This is a genomic window from Pedobacter ginsengisoli, assembly GCF_002736205.1.
In the GTDB taxonomy this organism is placed as follows: domain Bacteria; phylum Bacteroidota; class Bacteroidia; order Sphingobacteriales; family Sphingobacteriaceae; genus Pedobacter; species Pedobacter ginsengisoli_A.
Genome location: NZ_CP024091.1, coordinates 2048598 through 2065462, shown reverse-complemented (window position 1 = coordinate 2065462; position 16865 = coordinate 2048598). Strand labels below are relative to the sequence as shown.

Genomic DNA, 16865 nt, shown 5'->3' with positions numbered 1-16865 from the left:
GTTTAAAATAAATGCTCTAACAATGGCAAGATTGAATACTTGGACAGGGCCTATGGATGATGCTGTTGAAGCTATCCTCAGCTTTATCAAATTGGCATATGATCGAGATGATGATGGTCTTGAGCTATCAAATGCACTTCATGGTATTTTCGATGAACTTAAGGATGATCTTTGCGTACTAATTGAATACCCGTATGTAGATAAGGTTTTTAGAGATAGTTACTATTCTTATTTTTCCTCGAAACATCAGGATTACAGCCGATATTGTCTGAGAGTTGCACTATTTGCTCAGCCAATAAGGGAAAAGGACTTTAGATCTCCGGATAAATTTAATTACTTACAGGAGAATTTTTTAGGATATATAGTGATTAGACCGACATTTCCAAAAATCTTAGGCCGTTCTTTACTTTCAAAAAAGGCCATTGAAGATGATGGTTTTCTCTGCTGTACCTTTAAAGAAAATGTTGCAATTAATGGTGTAAAACTTGATGTGTCTGGATTTTCACACTGCTCCCAGGATGGAGAAACAATTACCTGCGCAGAAACTACCATTTGGTCAGTGATGGAATATTTTGGTCATAAATATGCAGACTATAAACCAACATATCCATCCAAAATCGTAAACGTTCTTCATGAGACATCAACTGAGCGGATGATACCCTCTCCTGGTTTAAGCGATTCGCAAATTAGTTATGCCTTGCGAAGATTTGGATTTGGTACCTATATGTACAGTCTCGATCTTAATACAAATCCTGCTGAAATGGAACGAATTATCTCAATTTATACAGATTCTGGAATTCCGACAATAGCAATACTTAATAATGAGTTTACTTCACATGCAATTGTGGTGATTGGCCATGAGACTGACAAAGCCCTAGATTTTGCAAAACAAAAAAAGACTAAGATTGATTATTTGGATGAGGAAATTGATTATATCGACTATGCAAATATTAAAAAGCGATTTGTTATTCAGGATGACAATTTAGCACCGTATCGGCTTATAGACCTTCGTAATCCTACGAGCGAAAATTACGAAGATCCAAAATTTGAAGGTTGTACTATACAGACAGTGGTAGTTCCACTCTACAAAAAGATATATCTAGAGGCTATCCGAGCAAAAAAACTTCTTCTTGCAGTACTTGTTGATAGAGATTTTGGATATAAGTTTGATAAAAATTTTGTGTTTAAAGCATTTCTTACTTCGTCTAGGTCGTTTAAGAACCATATCGTTCATTTAACAACTCTTGATCCTACAGTAAAGGATGGATTGTTGAAGACACCGATGCCAAAATTTATATGGTGTGCTGAAATTTACAGCAGCCATAATTTTAGTAGAAATATCGCAGGTGGACTAATTATTGTGGATGCAACAGAGCCTCTTGCAGGCAAAAAAGATGGTTTCATTTTCGGAGGCTACCCAGATAAGGTGATTATGAAAGATGGAAATAAGTTTATAAATTTGCAAAAAGGTTTTAAAACCTATAAAGAATTCAAAAATAACTTACAATGAAGCGAAAAAAAATAACAATAGTACTTAATGAGCTACCAAAGGGGGCTAAGTATGTTTCTGCCGAAGTTGTTAGTCAATTTCAGGTCAGATTATCTGAAGCTATGAAGACAGTGAATAATGATTTTGAAAAAAGGCAGAAAGTTACTGCTGAAAAAAGGGGTTACATTTCATTGGGATAAGTCGCACTCCGTTGTTCTACCTTGAAGAACCACTTCATTAGCAATTTATTCTATTTCATTATAACAATATATTCCTCATCTGTTAGACAGATAAATGCCCTGTAATTCTTCAACAGTATAAAAATCGTTATTTGCATTTTTTCTATGTAGCATTCGGTGGCAATTTGAGCAAACCAGTGCCAAGTCTTCAACTCTAGTTTTTCGTTCCCCATTACCGGCAATTGGTGTCCTGTGGTGACATTCTATAAATCCACTCCCATGCAAGCCATATCTTTCTGAGAAATCAAATTTACATACTTCACAGAACAGAATACCATCAGCCTCTGCCAATTTTTTTTTATCTCTTATAATCTTTGGATCACGTTCATAATATTTATGGAGACCTATTAGATATTTTTCCGCACCTTCGAGTGAACCATCTGATTGTTCACTGTCAGCTAATTCAATTGCCCTAATATTCGTTTGCTTAAGCTTAGGATCTTTATTGTCGAATAATTCCCAAAATATCCGTTGTTTTTCTCTAAAGGAAGCTTTTATATTAAACCGTGAAAAAGGTTTTATAGTGTCAAGACTACAGGCCCAGCCGCGATTGGGTTCACGAAAGTCAAATTCTGGAGGTTTAGGAATAGGTTTTTCTGCTCTAGCTACAACAGTAACTAAACGCTTAAATGGATGAGATCCTGTTTCATCCGTAGCAGATTTCTTGTCCACTGGTGTTACAATATGAGTCAGATAAGTACCAGCTGGATAACCAGAATGCCTATTTACTGTCTGGAAAATCAATATGAGTTCATTGATTTTAACTTTTTCAGCATCAGTTTTACCCATATTTCTATGACCTCTAGGCCAATTGAGGTAAAAAACAGATCCGACATTAATCTCTGGCTCTGTGTAAGCCCAAGAATTACCACCATCTCGTTTGACGTTTTTGGTCCATATCAAGTCATCAGATGTAAAATTTTGATCTGGCATACAGTTTAGACATTAAGGTCTTCGATTTTTAATTTGGTCTTGAGCTTATAAAGGTCTTTACGCATATGGACAGCAGTATCAAAAAACGTCTGCTCATTAGGGTTTTGCAGAAAGTTCTTCAACGAAGTAATGACTTCATCTGAAGCGAATAAGATCATGTTGTTTCTTTCGGTTCTAATCTCATCCGACAGTTCATTTATTCTACCGAAATTTCTCCCGTGTTCTTTCAACATCGGCTGGTTCTTCTCAAAATCGAGCATAGCCAACATAAGCATAATTAACGCTTTGTATCTTGTCTCCTTGAAATCATGCTGCTTCTGAGACAAATTCTGTTTTCTGTTGAGCGAAGAATCAACAAAACTCTTGATTATTGCACCGATTCCCATGAAACCGATTAGTGTAATTATATTGCTAGCATCCATAACTATTATCCAAATTTTAGTTCAAGGCCATGACCAATATTATGGAAGCTCTCAAAAATGGCTCTTTTAATGGCGTCCATTTTTTGACATGCATTATCAGTTAGCATCCACACTGGACAATCTTCTTGCCCACATCCACATGCCCTAATTTCATCATTGCGTCGTAGTTCAACAAATGTATCTCTCAATCCAACAGTAAGTTTGTAGATTGAAGATACTTTCGCTCTCAGTTGGTCGTTGGCGACCTCATGTCGAGATGAAATTTGCTTGATAACAGTTCCATCGCGCAACCTGTGCATCCCCGTATTCAAAACCTCGATCGTATCCGTAATCGCCTTTTCGAAATCAGGTATGCTCACTTCATTACGGAATGGTGTAGTGAACGCAGGTCTATCGAAACATTCGGCCAACTTATTAATAATATTTTTATCGTTTTGCAGCTCGCTAAGTTCTGGAAAAACTTCTCCGTCCACGAAACGACTTAAAAGTTCAGGGGTATCCCTACGAAGACGTTCTTCAAACTCCACACCGCTCCATACATTGGCCGATGATATCCCTGCGCCCTTAGCATAATTAATTATTGCAGTTCTGGTAACAGCACTTACCTTACCACCACAGACAACGGTAAAATAATCTGATATCAGGTCGGCATCCACAAGCTTGTCTATGTCATCGGTTACTTTTTTAAAGGTTAGATTACGATAGTTTGCGCATTGGTAACAGTAGGTTTTGTCACCGATTGTTCCCCATATATCCCTTCCATCATCACCTCCAGATTGACCGATCCAGTCCAATGAGTCCCAATTCTTCTCTCGGAAAAGATATGCAAACACCAACCGCTCAAATTCGTTACCACTTCGGTCTTCGAAATGAATGGGGTGCACGGATTTCTCGACTTTTAGTGAACTCGTCCTCCGAGAGCCAAGATAGCCAACGATATTTTCCATAGGGATTTCTGTACCTTTAGATCCTGGCTCAAGCGTAATCATATCGGCCATTGCAAACCTATTGTCTTTTTGATACTGCCTAGCAATCTTAAAATCTTTGAGCGCCTTTTGATTTTTAATATCTATGAAAATTCGCTCGATGAGCGCGACAACATCAGTTGCTGTTGTACAAAATTTTCTGAGCGGGATCAGAATCATCCTCAAGTCTTGTTCGATCGGTTCGGTTTGACCAGGGCCATTTGTTTCTTTGAACTTATGAGGGTTTCGGTTAGTAATCAAAATAGCTGGCAATAATTCCGTTGCATCCTGACCATTAATTTCGTGCCAAGAAAGCACTTCATCTTCGAAATGAACCCTATTCGTGCCACGAATAACTACTGCCCGATTTGATGCGGCAAGGGAAGCCATCTTTTCATAATTCTTTACCAGCGCATTGCCAATAGGTTCGTCCCAACCATAATCCAATAAGTAGATATAGTAATCGCGTCTTGCCTCGGATGGAATGTTATCTAATGTTTCAACATAAAGTCCCATATCTTAGATAATCCCTTGTCCTTTAAGTTGTTCTATTAGTTCTAAAACTAAGGTTCTTAGCTTCTCATAATAGTTAATCGCCTGTATTTTACTCGTGAAATATGAATTCACAAGTTCTTGTTTTACGCCGATAACCAGTTGTTTAAGTGGCTCATAGTCCCATTTATCTTTGGACATGTAAATTTGCACAATCGGATGCCCTCCCTCGAACTTTAGGGCAGTCTTGAAATCGGATAAGATCTGTCCAAAGAGAAATCCTCGTATGCTCATACCTTGATCAAGGTCTGGATAATACGAACCCCAGCCTTCTATTTTTGTAAAACTATCTAAAATACCGTTTGACACAGCTATAAATGCAGTTCTAATGGAATCGGCATCATCTGTATTCTTTGATAGCTCAACCTTAATTTTATCGAGTTGCTGATAAAGATTTTTATTATTGTCAATTTCTTTGATCAATTCTGATTCATCGCTTGGCTCATTCTGATATAGCCCTACTTTAAAATCACTAATACGTATTTCCTCTAACAGTTCGTAGTAATTTTCTATTGCACTCATTTTTGATAGCGTAAAGATTAATTCAAAGTAAATATACTTAAACTCCTCGTTTTCTTCCACCAAACTTTTTGTGAAGTCAAACGAAACTCAGAATATTTATTTTTGACAACTACCTACACAAGTACCCCAATAACTCTAAACCAACATTCTGAACTTCGTCTTAACATTTTAATACGCATGTTATGGCAAATATCGAATTTATAACCAAAGAAGATCTGGAACAGTTTAAACAGGAACTGTTCTCCGAATTAAGAAGACCAGGGCAAAAGCTGCACAAAAACAGCGAGCAAAAAGAGTGGCTGAAAAGCTATGAAGTTCGTAAACTATTGAGCATTTCACCTGGAACCTTACAGAGCCTCCGTGACTCTGGCACCCTTAAATTTAGCAAGGTTGGTGGCCTTATGTTCTATAAGTACGATGACGTGGCGGCATTGATAGATGGAAAAGCTAAATCCAATAGACTTATGCGATAAACTAAAAACTCCACCCATTCATTAATTAAAAATCCAAGTTCAGCACCACTGTTCCATGGGCCAAGTGCAAACACCCGAGTGTTTGGCAAGATGTATTTTTGTCCACAGGACAAAAACATCTTGCCGCCCTTACGGTCGGAGCAGGCACTCGGAACTCGTGCCTGCCTGAACTTCTTTAGATGTACCTATATGAGCATGAAAGCAGCCAATAAGGATAGCGACAAACTGATCCATTCCATTAGGACAAGGGTAAATAAGGAGACCTACCAAAAACTGGAAAGCCTACTTGCAAACAGCACCTGCCAAAGCATCGGTGAACTTGCCCGAAAGCTCATCACAAGGGAAAAGATCAACTGCACGTACAGGGACATTACCATGAACGCCCCAATGGAAGAACTCACCAGCATCCGCAAAGAGCTCAAGGCCATCGGCATCAACATTAACCAGATTACTCGGACGTTCAACCAGGAAAAGACCAGAGAAAACAACAGGCAAAATTATATCATGCAGATAACGGAGCTCTACAGAAAGGTTGATATCAAGGTCGAAAGACTGCTGATACTGATTTCCCAGCTTACCGAAAAATGGTTACAAAGATAATCAGCGGGCAGAGCATCAGAGGATTGCTGCTCTACAACGAAAACAAGGTTGCAGATAAGGAAGCAAAGCTCATCATGGCCAGCCGATTTGGTACCGAACTGGAAAGATTGGACTTCGATGCCAAACTTGCCCGATTTGAACACCTCACTTTCCTTAAACCAAACGTCAAGACCAACGCCATCCATATCATGCTGAACTTCGACAGGGATGATAAGCTAACACTTCCCGTTTACCAGCAGATTGCCATCAGCTATATGGATAAAATCGGTTTTGGCGAACAGCCCTTTCTTGTCTACCAGCACCAAGATACCAACCATCCGCACCTGCACATCGTGACCACCAATATCAATTCAGATGGAGAAAGAATGGATATCCACGGAATTGGCAGAACGGTATCTGAAACCGCCCGAAAGGAACTGGAAATCGAATATGGGCTGATCAAGGCCGAGGGCAGGCAAAAAAGCGAAGCATTCGCCATCCCGCCCATAGATATCGAAAAGGTGATTTATGGCAAAACGCCCACCAAAAGAGCGATCAACAACGTAGTTTCAGCCATCATGCGCAGCTATAAATTTACCTCTGTTGCCGAATATAACGCTATCCTGAAACAGTTCAATATCACCGCAGACCGTGGCAAGCAGGAAACGGTCATGTTCGAAAAACGTGGGCTGGTCTATTCCATTATTGACCAGAACGGCAAGAGAATCGGCATCCCCTTTAAGGCAAGCCAGCTTACTGGCAGACCAACCCTGGATAAGGTAGAAAAGAAATTTGAACGAAGCAGGGAAATCAGAAAAACGTATAGGGACAGCATCAAAGAGCGTATTGATAAAGTGCTGAATAGCTACCAATCGATAAGCAGGAATACCTTCATCTCCGAACTGCACAAACGACAGATTGCTGTAGTGTTCAGGAACAATGAACAGGGATATACCTACGGTGCGACGTTTATCGACCACCGTACCAAATGTGCCTTTAACGGCAGTGATTTGGGCAAGAGCTATAGAGCAAAGGAACTGATCGGACATTTTTCTGAAACCGACAGGCTGAAAAGCTATCTCAAACAGCCCGCCCAAACGACATTCATCAGGCAGCCCAATGCCGAGAAATCCTTTCTGGAACCAAATGAACAAAAAGGCCTGCTTGACATCGTGCTCGGCAAGACCGACCATGATCTGGCTGCCCCAATGGGAAGGCCGAAGAAGCGTAGAAAGGGCAAAAAAACCACACAGGACATACAACAGCGCCTTTAATTAAACGGAAAATATGAATACAGGAGAAGATATACAAGGATTAAGGAAGATAACGGATTTTACAAGACTGATCAGCATTTTTATACTGGTCATCCACTTTTACCTATGCTGTTATACAGCATTTTCCCAGTGGAACCTGACGGCCGAAATCACCGACAGGCTGATCGCAAACATTGCCAAAACGGGACTGTTCAAGGGAATATGGAAACCAAAACTGGCCGCATTGCTGTTGCTGGTCGTTTCCCTTATAGCGGTCAAGGGGAAAAAGGATGAGAAGATACAGCACAGGACCATATTCGCTTACCTGTTAACTGGACTTTTATTGTATTTGATGAGCATGTTGTGCCTGTACCTGTATGTTCCGCCAAAAATTATCGCAGTATCTTATATCATCGTTACAGCAATCGGCTATCTCCTCATTCTGACAAGTGGAACCTATCTGAGCAGGCTGATCAGGGACGGTCTCAACAAAGATGTGTTCAACTCTGAGAACGAGACCTTTCCGCAGGAAGAACGGCTTTTGGAGAACGAATATTCCATCAACCTACCCGCCACATATAGGCTTAAGGATAAGGTCAGGGACAGTTGGATCAACTTCATCAATCCCTTTCGGGGTATGCTCGTGGCGGGAACCCCAGGTGCAGGTAAATCCTATTTTGTCATCAGGCACATCATTGACCAGCATATCAAAAAGGGTTTCAGCATGTTTTTGTACGATTTTAAGTTCGACGACCTTTCCAAGATCGCCTATAACAAACTGCTCAAATACAGTACAAATTACGAGGTAAAGCCAAAGTTCTATATTATCAACTTCGATGACCTCAACCGTACCCATCGTTGCAATCCCTTAGACCCCAATGCCATGGACGACATTACCGATGCGACCGAGGCCAGCAGAACTAACATGATCAAACTGGACATCAACGAGGTGGCACAGAACGGCGATACCTTCTTTTCCAGCCAGGATACGGCATACATGGTCTTTATGCTTATCGGAATCGTGGGCTATTTCTGCGTACCTACCGTGGCCAACTATGTTGTACATGCCGGAGGCGGCAATTCGATCTTGGGCAAGGTCAACAGTATGGGCGGCGGATTGGGCAACTGGGGAAGCAATACGGGAAGTATGGCAGGCGGACTTGCCGCCAGTGGTGCCAAACGGGCGGGAATAGCTGTAGGTGGAATGGTATCGGATGCCTTCGGAGATGGCAAGAGGCAGATGGGCGGCATGGCCGAAACCTCGGGACAGGACTATTTCAGGGATAAATTACAGGGCAACTCTAAATCTTAAACCATGTTTACACAGTTCAAAAATATCGATACGGCCTTTAGGCATATCAAACGGTTCAGTCTCTTTGTGATCGTGGGATGCGTGCTGCTTTCTGGTTTTGCCATCCATAAAAGTTACGAGCAGGTTGAAAAGGCACAGAACCGTATCCACATCCTCTACAATGGCAAGGTACTGGAGGCCATCGCCTCGGATAAAAAGAGCAATCTGGAAGTAGAGTTAAGGGACCATATCAAGACGTTCCACCACTATTTCTTTTCGCTCAGTCCCGATGACAGGGCGATTAAGGCTACCATTTCCAAAGCCCTCTATCTGGCGGACGAATCGGCAAAAAAGCAATCGGACAACCTTCAGGAATCGGGCTACTATAACAACATCATATCGGCCAACATCTCACAGGAAATCGAAATTGACAGTACAAGGCTCGATATCAACCAATATCCCTATGCCTTTATCTGCTATGCAACCCAGAAGCTGATACGCTCCACAAGTACGGTGTCAAGGAAACTGGTGACGCAGGGCAAGGTCAGGGATATCAAATCACAGACCGATAACAATCCACACGGTTTTCTCATACAGCAATGGGAAATATTGGTCAATCAGGACGTACCCCTAAAACCTTAACGATGAAATTCTTTAGAAAAACAAAGCGTGAAAAGGGACAGATTACACTGACCGGTCACTTGGCTGCATATCTGGAAAACTGGCAGCGTAGCCTAGCGGATCGGCTGAACGAAAAGATCAGAAAGCTTTCGGGAAAGGCATTGCTCTATTTGCTCATCCTGTTCTGCGTACTGGTCGGAAGCTATCTGCTGTACATCATCTTACGGGCATTCAATTAAAAAATCAAAAACATATTCAAATGGACAAAAAATCAAAAAAAGACAGACGAAAGGTACTGCTTTTCCTTCCGCTACTGATCGTACCGCTATTGGTACTGGTATTTTATTACTACCGAAAAGGAAAAAATAACGAACCGATAAAAAATGGCTCGGAAGGCATCAATACCCGATTGCCCGACGCATCCTTCTCATCGGACACGCCCAAGACCAAGGCGGACTATTATGCAAAGGCAGAACGTGACCAGGGTAAAGGGGAAAACGGGATTGCTGTTATCGCAGGCCAGTTCGGTTTTGAAGTCGATGGCAGCTCTGGCACGTCAAACGGTCAGGAAAAGGCCCAGCAGATCAATGCCAAACTTGAAGCATTGAACAGGGAAATCAACAGGCCCGAGCCCGACTATGTCAGACCAACAACATCGGTCAGACCGCAATCCCCATCGATGAAATCGGACGTTGACCGTTTGGAAGCCCTGATGAAGGCCATGCAGGAGAACAAGGCCGAAGACCACGAGATGGCGCAGCTCAACGGCATGATGCAGAACATATTGGACATCCAGCACCCCGAGCGCATCACAGAAAGGCAACGCTTTGCCCGCTCGCTTTCGACCGATAGCCAGTTCAGGGCAACACCTGCCATACTGGTTGACAACCAAAAAGCGGTGCAGGGTGCTACGGTCAAGATCAGGTTGCAGGACAGCCTGCGTATCGGTAATATGGTCATTCCGAAAGGGCATCTCATTTTTGGTGCCTGTAGGATTACCAACCAGCGCCTGCTCATCGATATCAGCAACATCAGGCTGGGTACTTCCATCATCCCAGTAGACCTTTCGGTGTACAGCTTGGACGGAATGGTCGGGCTTGTTGCGCCAGAGGCCGCCCTGACGGGCGCAATCAACGATGGAACCGACAATGCAGTTCGTAGCGTGGGCTTTGGTTTTGACCAATCGGTTGGCATGCAGGTAGCGGGTGCGGGCATTGATGCGGCACGCCAGCTCATCAGCAGAAAGGTAAAGAAAGTAAAGGTCAAGCTGAACTCGGGTACGCAAATCTTGCTGCGCGACAATAAGCAGAAAAACAGATAACAGGATCGTTCACTAAAAACACAGAAAAGATGAATCTCAACAATCTAGAGGATCTCAAGGATGAGATGAAAAAACTGGGCTTCGGAGATGCCCACATTGTAAAAATGGAAGAGCACATGAGGAACAACGAACCGTTCTTCAGGCTCTACGATGAGGTAAAGGCTACACGTGGGCAGGTCGATATTACCCTGCACTTTAAGCAGTCGGGCCAGTCCGACTATTATTACCTTAACCGTTTGGAGGCGGTACATAACCAGGCCAAGCCATTGGAGGAAGGCCAAAAGTACCTCATCATCACCCATACGCCAGAGGGACAGGACAATGGGGTGAAAAAGATGGAGAACCTGAACGAGGCGGTAGCCTATTTCAAGAAACAGAGCGGTAACGTGGAGCTTGCCGTTGGCAAAAGTGCTGCTAGCAAGACCATGCTGGCCAACATGGAAAATGGCAAGATCAACTACGTTGCAAGGGACTTCGACCGTTCGTTCAAATCCCCGCCGATGCCACAGATTTTCTGGCTGAACCATGGCGAAGGGTTTGGCCGTGAACATGCTGCAAACCTTGTACAGGGCAGGTCGGTCTACCGTGACGACCTGTTGAACAGGGACGGCATCCACTACAATGCGTGGGTTCAGCTTGATACCGATAAGCCAAGGGACAGGAACGATAACCTTCCCATGCGACATTTCACCGATTCCTATGGCTATGATGTTAAGGCGCAGTTGGGCGACTATAGAATAAAGGAAATGGAAGACCCCAAAACAGCGCTGAAGCTGGAGAACCAGCTCCTGAACGGCCACAGGCCTTTGGTCACGGTTTTCAAGGATGGCGAGGAGACGAAGCTGTATCTGGAAACGGCAGTACGCTATGGAAAACTGAATTTCTATCGTGAAGACGGCAAGCCTGAGAAGCGCGAACAGTTCCAAAAGGAGACCGGACTTGAGGTCAGCAGTTCGTTCAACAAGAAAATGGATCAGGGCAAGGAAAAAGAAGTTGCCCAAGGCCAGGGAATGGCAATGTAGCGGAGAATTGATATATTCGTTCTACCAAAACATAAACCAATTCATTAAAACATAAAAAATAATCATCATGGAAAAATTCGGAAAGGTTAAGGAGCTTATCGCTTCGATCGAGGCGGACGCCGACAAATTCTACAATAAGGCCAATAGTGCTGCTGGAACAAGGGTACGTAAAGGTATGCAGGACCTAAAAGTGCTGGCCACTGAAATTCGGAAAGAAATTACGGACAAGAAGAACACTAAATAACTATTGTAAAAAAGTTATAGCCCCTGGATTATTTCAGGGGCTTTTTTTATTTTCCATTTCTAAAATAATATAAGCAGAATCAAGCGAATGTAAAACTAAGTCGAGTTTTAAACCCAGTAATGCAAATTCCATTCTAATTCTTCCTTCTAAATTCTGCCTAATCGAAGTATTGATATTTCTTAAAGTTCCTACCCAAACTGAGGTAACATCTCTTTGCATTTGATCTTCAGTAATAACGGCATTTAAAGTGATGTACTTAATATGTTTGATAGCAGATGATAAATTCAAACTGCTGTTTTTTGCAGAAAGATTTTCTAAGCAAAATGCATAATTGTTTGGTAGTCCCGATAAATGTTTTGAGTACATTTCATTCAGCTGATGCTCATTTGGAGAAAAACCAATATATCTATTATTGATGAACTCATTTAAGCAATTATGATTTTTGCCCAGGAGATTTTTGATGAAAAGCTCAGTGCTCCTCATCATATTAAAATTTAAAAATCCATGTTTGAGATAAAAGAAATCATCTGAAATTAAAACGTGATTGGATTGTTGACCCAATAACATCGTGCTAATAATAATGTCGACTACAAAATTTTCTCCAATCACAAGGTTGTTTTGCCTGATTACTTCTAGAGTGTTGCTAGCAAGTTCGATATTACAATTCTGATCTATCCATGTCAATAACCCCTGGGTGTAACTGATTCTATTATTCTTAAAGTTTTCTGGCGTATTATTAACCACTGGCTTATCTCCCCCTATTGATATGGACATCTCACTTGGTTGCTCTAATTCCATTTGTTGCAATAGATGCTTAATATGTTCATGGAGATATCTGGAAATCTTGAATTTTCTTCCATAATCCACCTGATGATTGCTTGAAATCTGATATAGCATCAATGTTGAACTGAAATCAATTATTAGCTCTTTTTCGGTAATATCATCGTTGACAAAGTCGCGAATGGGAATTGTTGCAAAACCTTTGCCTGTTACCAAATTTGCATAAGCGTCTAAATATTTCTTATCGTAGGGATTGAGCACAACCTCAGTAAACGAAATCTGGTATTGATAATATTTTTTCAGCTCTTGCTGTGCCATTATCTTTGCCTTTGCCCCACTTTCGCCGAACATTTCCTGCAAAGTTTGGAAAAAGCTTCCTGGGTTATTAGGGTCGATACTAATTACGGCAAAAGGAATTCCCGAAAATGGATCAGTAGCCACTTGCTCGTAAATTTCGTCATGGAGAGATAGATATTTGTTCATTACCCTTTCTATTCTTATAGTATCCTCCTGATTTGTCATGGGTCTTTTAACTGTAAAATGATCACCAGACTTACGCCCTAAAAATTTTGCAAATACATTGTTTATGCAATTAGTAGGTGTCATCTCTATGAAATGCACTTTTCCATCGCGTGTATATTTTACAAAAGCCCCTTCCTCAACAGTTTCAAATTGTTCCATTGGCTCGATATCAGAACTCATCCTAGAAGAAATTAAACATGCTTGTAAATAAGCAGTCCTTATTTCAATTTGTGAAGGATTCTTAGCATACTTGTGTAATAGTTCAAATCCTAATTTAGAAAAGCCATTTTTTATTAGGATTGTTCCAGCATTCGTGATATGGTGGGGATGGGTAAAACCATAATCTAAAAGTTGGGTTGCTACTTCTTTTAGCTTATTTGTGCTTTGCTCTGTACTCAATTCATTTAATGCGATTAAGTAAAGATTCATTACACCTTCATTTTTGGGAATCTCTTTTAAATAAGCTTCACAAATGCTTATAACTTCATCCCATTCCCTCAAATCACTTCGCATCTGTAATTCTTTCAAAAGGAACTCTTGGTCAAAATCAACATCAGTTCTCCACAATTTTAGTAACCTAAGGACTTCTGCATCATCCTTGCCATTCGCTGCAAGTGCATGTATGTAATGATGAAGTGCTCTTCCTCTGTCTTCGTGAGCTCCAGATTTTCTAAATAGTTTAATAGCTAGAGGGTATCTCTTTGCAAAGAAAAAACCAGATGCTATCATAGAGCAAGTAAAACTGTCATCCAAATTAGTCCCAAACTCCAATAACTTATTCGCATCTTCATCACTAATGTTTCCATAAAGAAGGTCAGCAAATAGTGAAATGATTTCTTTATGTATTGGATTAATAAAGGACTTCTTTTCCGTAAATTCTAAAACTGAGAATTCAGAACCAAATCCACGCATAGCGGTTTCAATCATTGCATTGATATAGGTCGTAAGATAATTGTCAGGTAATTCATCTATTGACGAAAAGAAACTTTTCATAGCACGGATATGCGGACCGTCTTCATTTGTTCTTGAATAACAATGAGCAAGAAGCATAAACATTTCAGGTTCGGTCGTCTCGCGACCCTCTATTATTTTTATAGCTTCATGATATCTTTCAGTTTGTTGGAGCGCATTGGCACATTGTAGAGCGTTGAAAAATGTTTTGCCAGGCATGTCTTCGTAATGCTTTTGCATCTCTAAGGCAAACTTGTCCTCTCTGGTGATCATAAAATTGGTAAAAGCTAGTAGAAACTTAAAATCCAAAGTTTCCTTTTCAATTTCTGTTCCTTTAGTGACACCAATTAATATCTTAAGCCTTTCATTAAGGAATACGATAAGTTCATTATCCCGTGCTGCAGGTTCTCTGAAGTCTACATACATATTTTTGTAATATCGATTTACAGCATTGAGAATCCAGAATATGTATAGGTTATAACTCGCTATCGTTATTTCAAATTCTTTAAAATCAGAAAGGGAACATAATTTATTTTCCTTATAAAGTACATTGAGTATTTCAATCCTATCCTTATTCATTAACATGTTGTGAACGATTTTTTGAAAATCATCGTTTTTTGCAACAAGCGTAGGCACTTGGTCGATTAATACTTTAAATTCTTCATCAGTTGAACCTAAAAGCTTTAAAGCCCATCCCATAATACTATATTCATCCTGATCAATCAGCTCTGAAGCCATTTCAGTAGATTTTCCAATATTGTCAAGTTTGAAATGAGCTAAGGCTGCCTGCTCTTTATAAAGCCTATTTTGAGGTGCTAAACGAAATGCTTCTAAATAATTTCTTGCAGACTTTTCAGCCTCTCCTAAAAATTGTTGACATATTCCTTTTTGATATGCTAACAAGGCTATGAAATGCTCGTTTGGTTTATTGATGCTGGTGGAAAAACTTTCTTCAAGCTGCTCAAGTAGCCTAATAGCAGTAGCTGGTTTAAATGCTTTCAAAGTTTCAGTATAGGAATCAAGTCTGTTCTTCCATTGCAACTGAAGATCACCATTCATTGCCAATTTCATACTTTCTATTTGTCTGCCTACTTCATCGACCTTTTTTGAAATATTAAATATCTCCTGGTCAAATGTTTGTTTGATTTCAAGCTTTTTTAGCTCTGGGTCAGCAGCTATATTGGCAAGAAAGATTTCATAAAAATCTTCTATATTCTTTTTAGTGGGTGGAGCAATCCCAGGTTCATTTTCTAATACGTTCGTAAGTTGAACAGGATCATAGTCCTCTGGGTGCATTACTCGAAACTTTAATAATTCGTCGATCACATTCACCGAATGATAAAAAGGCATCAGCTTACCGCTATCCTGACCATATTTTTCATCATATTTCTCAATTGTATTATCTATAGCATCTCTTAGATGATCCTTAAAATCATCATCTTTTGGAAACGCTAAATCAAATCCTCGCTTAAGGAAATAACTGACAAGGGTATTCGCTGAGAAAGTGGCTATGCCAAGCGCTGTCGCTGGGTCTATCATAAACGTTAATTTATTGTAATAATGTATCTAATCTCTTCACCCTTCTACTTCAAGAATTCGATTAAATAGTCGTTCATCTCTCTTGTATTATGTTGCTGATTTCTTCTTTGCTTTCATAACGAAGAGCGAATTCAAATTAAGTAAAAATAAGGAAATGTGATGAAAGAGGTGTAATGTGAAAAAAATTACCCCCGAACCTTTTTGAGCCAAAATTTCCGAACAATCCCTTGGGCTGGACAAGACTTCCCCTTTGGGTTTGCTGAAAAAAAATCTCCACACCTCGCTGCGCTCGGGTTGTATTTTTTTTCGCAAAGTCTTGCCAGTCCACTGGATTGTATCAGGTGCTGGCTTCTATCAAAAAGGCAGGAGGCTTCAGCCGACAGCATTTTTTAAAGGAGATAGACCCATGCACAGCACAAAAGGCAGAAGCCCACCCACAGCACCCACAGCACCCACCGCCCGAACGGTCAGACCACAGGGCACAGCGAGAACCGCCCTATTGGGGCAGATAGTAGAAATATTTATTGAACATAAAATTAAAATTAGAAATCATGAAAACAACAGTAATCGGAAGCGGAAAAGACAACGCAACAACAACAGTTAACAAATCGACAGAAAAAGGGGCAATCCGTCCAAACCTGCCTTTAAAGGATGCGGACAAAAAAGAGGTTAAGGAAGAACCAAAGGGCGAAGCGGTAAACGTAAAACCTGTAGAAACCAAGACCGAAGCGCCAAAGGCAGAGCCGACAAAAGCGGAATTAAGGGAGCAATTGCAGGAGCAAAAGCCACAACTTAATTTAGATGCCACTATCAAATTTGCGTTGGAGCTGAACCGCCGTATCAACCAAAGGGGCAAGTTGCTAGAGACGATTAGCACATTGGAAGAGTTCGAGGTAATGCAAAAAGATGATGCGGACGAGACCGAGAGCAACCACTATCAAAGATGCGAATTGACCATTGAGGACGACAAAGGCAGGGAATTTACCACAAAAAACCCTTTTATCATCAATGCAGTTGCTACGATGGTGAACAAGCTTTGCATAGACAAACTTGCAGAAATCGAGGGGGATATACATTTCCCCATCAGATAGTTAGTGACCGCCCCCAAATCGGGGGCGGTTGGTTTTTTATTTAAACTTTATACAAT

The 16865-nt window shown here is 40.9% G+C and carries 17 protein-coding genes; 12 read left to right on the top strand and 5 right to left on the bottom strand.

The features are described from left to right. Nucleotides 1-22: 22 nt before the first annotated feature. The gene (locus CPT03_RS08485) at nucleotides 23-1510 is read left to right on the top strand and encodes a hypothetical protein (protein ID WP_099438450.1); all 1488 of its coding nucleotides are present in this window, start codon (nucleotides 23-25) and stop codon (nucleotides 1508-1510) included. Next, nucleotides 1507-1689 carry a hypothetical protein gene (locus tag CPT03_RS08480; RefSeq protein WP_099438449.1) on the top strand — a complete coding sequence of 61 codons (183 nt, stop codon included), beginning with the start codon at nucleotides 1507-1509 and terminating at the stop codon, nucleotides 1687-1689. Before CPT03_RS08485 ends, CPT03_RS08480 begins: the two co-directional genes overlap by 4 nt. 75 nt (nucleotides 1690-1764) lie before the next feature. Here CPT03_RS08480 and CPT03_RS08475 read toward each other — a convergent pair whose 3' ends face one another. Genes CPT03_RS08475 through CPT03_RS08460 form a run of 4 tightly spaced genes read right to left on the bottom strand, consistent with a single transcriptional unit; the run spans nucleotide 1765 to nucleotide 5122 of the window. Continuing rightward, nucleotides 1765-2661, bottom strand: a complete 897-nt coding sequence (locus tag CPT03_RS08475) for an HNH endonuclease (protein WP_099438448.1) — start codon at nucleotides 2659-2661, stop codon at nucleotides 1765-1767. A 5-nt stretch (nucleotides 2662-2666) separates the two neighbouring features. Next, nucleotides 2667-3047: a hypothetical protein gene (locus CPT03_RS08470; protein ID WP_157766384.1), complete on the bottom strand. Its 381-nt coding sequence runs from the start codon at nucleotides 3045-3047 to the stop codon at nucleotides 2667-2669. Nucleotides 3048-3088: 41 nt separating this feature from the next. Then, entirely contained in the window at nucleotides 3089-4564 is a 1476-nt protein-coding gene (locus tag CPT03_RS22945) for a hypothetical protein (RefSeq protein ID WP_216641622.1), read from the bottom strand. Between the two features lie 3 nt (nucleotides 4565-4567). Next, nucleotides 4568-5122: a hypothetical protein gene (locus tag CPT03_RS08460; protein WP_157766383.1), complete on the bottom strand. Its 555-nt coding sequence runs from the start codon at nucleotides 5120-5122 to the stop codon at nucleotides 4568-4570. Between the two features lie 182 nt (nucleotides 5123-5304). Between CPT03_RS08460 and CPT03_RS08455 the strand changes: the two genes are divergently transcribed. From CPT03_RS08455 to CPT03_RS08415, 9 genes are all read left to right on the top strand, one after another. Beyond that, on the top strand, nucleotides 5305-5595 hold the full coding sequence (locus CPT03_RS08455) for a helix-turn-helix domain-containing protein (protein ID WP_099438445.1): 291 nt from the start codon (nucleotides 5305-5307) through the stop codon (nucleotides 5593-5595). 189 nt (nucleotides 5596-5784) lie between these two features. Beyond that, nucleotides 5785-6195: a plasmid mobilization relaxosome protein MobC gene (gene mobC, locus CPT03_RS08450; RefSeq protein WP_099438444.1), complete on the top strand. Its 411-nt coding sequence runs from the start codon at nucleotides 5785-5787 to the stop codon at nucleotides 6193-6195. Beyond that, nucleotides 6180-7448, top strand: a complete 1269-nt coding sequence (locus CPT03_RS08445) for a relaxase/mobilization nuclease domain-containing protein (protein WP_099438443.1) — start codon at nucleotides 6180-6182, stop codon at nucleotides 7446-7448. Before mobC ends, CPT03_RS08445 begins: the two co-directional genes overlap by 16 nt. A gap of 13 nt (nucleotides 7449-7461) precedes the next feature. After that, entirely contained in the window at nucleotides 7462-8739 is a 1278-nt protein-coding gene (locus tag CPT03_RS08440; RefSeq protein ID WP_099438442.1) for a YWFCY domain-containing protein, read from the top strand. A gap of 3 nt (nucleotides 8740-8742) precedes the next feature. After that, nucleotides 8743-9360: a conjugative transposon protein TraK gene (gene traK, locus CPT03_RS08435; RefSeq protein WP_099438441.1), complete on the top strand. Its 618-nt coding sequence runs from the start codon at nucleotides 8743-8745 to the stop codon at nucleotides 9358-9360. A 2-nt stretch (nucleotides 9361-9362) separates the two neighbouring features. Continuing rightward, nucleotides 9363-9578: a hypothetical protein gene (locus CPT03_RS08430; protein WP_099438440.1), complete on the top strand. Its 216-nt coding sequence runs from the start codon at nucleotides 9363-9365 to the stop codon at nucleotides 9576-9578. Between the two features lie 20 nt (nucleotides 9579-9598). Further along, the gene (gene traM / locus CPT03_RS08425) at nucleotides 9599-10660 is read left to right on the top strand and encodes a conjugative transposon protein TraM (RefSeq protein ID WP_099438439.1); all 1062 of its coding nucleotides are present in this window, start codon (nucleotides 9599-9601) and stop codon (nucleotides 10658-10660) included. Nucleotides 10661-10689: 29 nt separating this feature from the next. After that, nucleotides 10690-11682, top strand: a complete 993-nt coding sequence (locus CPT03_RS08420) for a hypothetical protein (RefSeq protein ID WP_099438438.1) — start codon at nucleotides 10690-10692, stop codon at nucleotides 11680-11682. A gap of 67 nt (nucleotides 11683-11749) precedes the next feature. Then, a complete protein-coding gene (locus CPT03_RS08415; protein WP_099438437.1) occupies nucleotides 11750-11926 on the top strand; it encodes a histone H1 in 177 nt (58 codons plus the stop codon). Between the two features lie 33 nt (nucleotides 11927-11959). On the opposite strand, the gene CPT03_RS08410 is transcribed toward CPT03_RS08415, so the two are convergent. Then, nucleotides 11960-15718, bottom strand: coding sequence for a PIN domain-containing protein (locus CPT03_RS08410; RefSeq protein WP_099438436.1), 3759 nt, complete (start codon nucleotides 15716-15718; stop codon nucleotides 11960-11962). Between the two features lie 551 nt (nucleotides 15719-16269). Between CPT03_RS08410 and CPT03_RS08400 the strand changes: the two genes are divergently transcribed. Further along, nucleotides 16270-16809, top strand: coding sequence for a hypothetical protein (locus CPT03_RS08400; RefSeq protein ID WP_099438434.1), 540 nt, complete (start codon nucleotides 16270-16272; stop codon nucleotides 16807-16809). Nucleotides 16810-16865 lie beyond the last annotated feature (56 nt).

Coding starts and splice junctions, on each gene's coding strand:
- CPT03_RS08485 (WP_099438450.1), top strand. CDS start 23: ATGGCAAGATTGAATACTTGGACAGGGCCTATGGATGATGCTGTTGAA.
- CPT03_RS08480 (WP_099438449.1), top strand. CDS start 1,507: ATGAAGCGAAAAAAAATAACAATAGTACTTAATGAGCTACCAAAGGGG.
- CPT03_RS08475 (WP_099438448.1), bottom strand. CDS start 2,661: ATGCCAGATCAAAATTTTACATCTGATGACTTGATATGGACCAAAAAC.
- CPT03_RS08470 (WP_157766384.1), bottom strand. CDS start 3,047: ATGGGAATCGGTGCAATAATCAAGAGTTTTGTTGATTCTTCGCTCAAC.
- CPT03_RS22945 (WP_216641622.1), bottom strand. CDS start 4,564: ATGGGACTTTATGTTGAAACATTAGATAACATTCCATCCGAGGCAAGA.
- CPT03_RS08460 (WP_157766383.1), bottom strand. CDS start 5,122: ATGAGTGCAATAGAAAATTACTACGAACTGTTAGAGGAAATACGTATT.
- CPT03_RS08455 (WP_099438445.1), top strand. CDS start 5,305: ATGGCAAATATCGAATTTATAACCAAAGAAGATCTGGAACAGTTTAAA.
- mobC (WP_099438444.1), top strand. CDS start 5,785: ATGAGCATGAAAGCAGCCAATAAGGATAGCGACAAACTGATCCATTCC.
- CPT03_RS08445 (WP_099438443.1), top strand. CDS start 6,180: ATGGTTACAAAGATAATCAGCGGGCAGAGCATCAGAGGATTGCTGCTC.
- CPT03_RS08440 (WP_099438442.1), top strand. CDS start 7,462: ATGAATACAGGAGAAGATATACAAGGATTAAGGAAGATAACGGATTTT.
- traK (WP_099438441.1), top strand. CDS start 8,743: ATGTTTACACAGTTCAAAAATATCGATACGGCCTTTAGGCATATCAAA.
- CPT03_RS08430 (WP_099438440.1), top strand. CDS start 9,363: ATGAAATTCTTTAGAAAAACAAAGCGTGAAAAGGGACAGATTACACTG.
- traM (WP_099438439.1), top strand. CDS start 9,599: ATGGACAAAAAATCAAAAAAAGACAGACGAAAGGTACTGCTTTTCCTT.
- CPT03_RS08420 (WP_099438438.1), top strand. CDS start 10,690: ATGAATCTCAACAATCTAGAGGATCTCAAGGATGAGATGAAAAAACTG.
- CPT03_RS08415 (WP_099438437.1), top strand. CDS start 11,750: ATGGAAAAATTCGGAAAGGTTAAGGAGCTTATCGCTTCGATCGAGGCG.
- CPT03_RS08410 (WP_099438436.1), bottom strand. CDS start 15,718: ATGATAGACCCAGCGACAGCGCTTGGCATAGCCACTTTCTCAGCGAAT.
- CPT03_RS08400 (WP_099438434.1), top strand. CDS start 16,270: ATGAAAACAACAGTAATCGGAAGCGGAAAAGACAACGCAACAACAACA.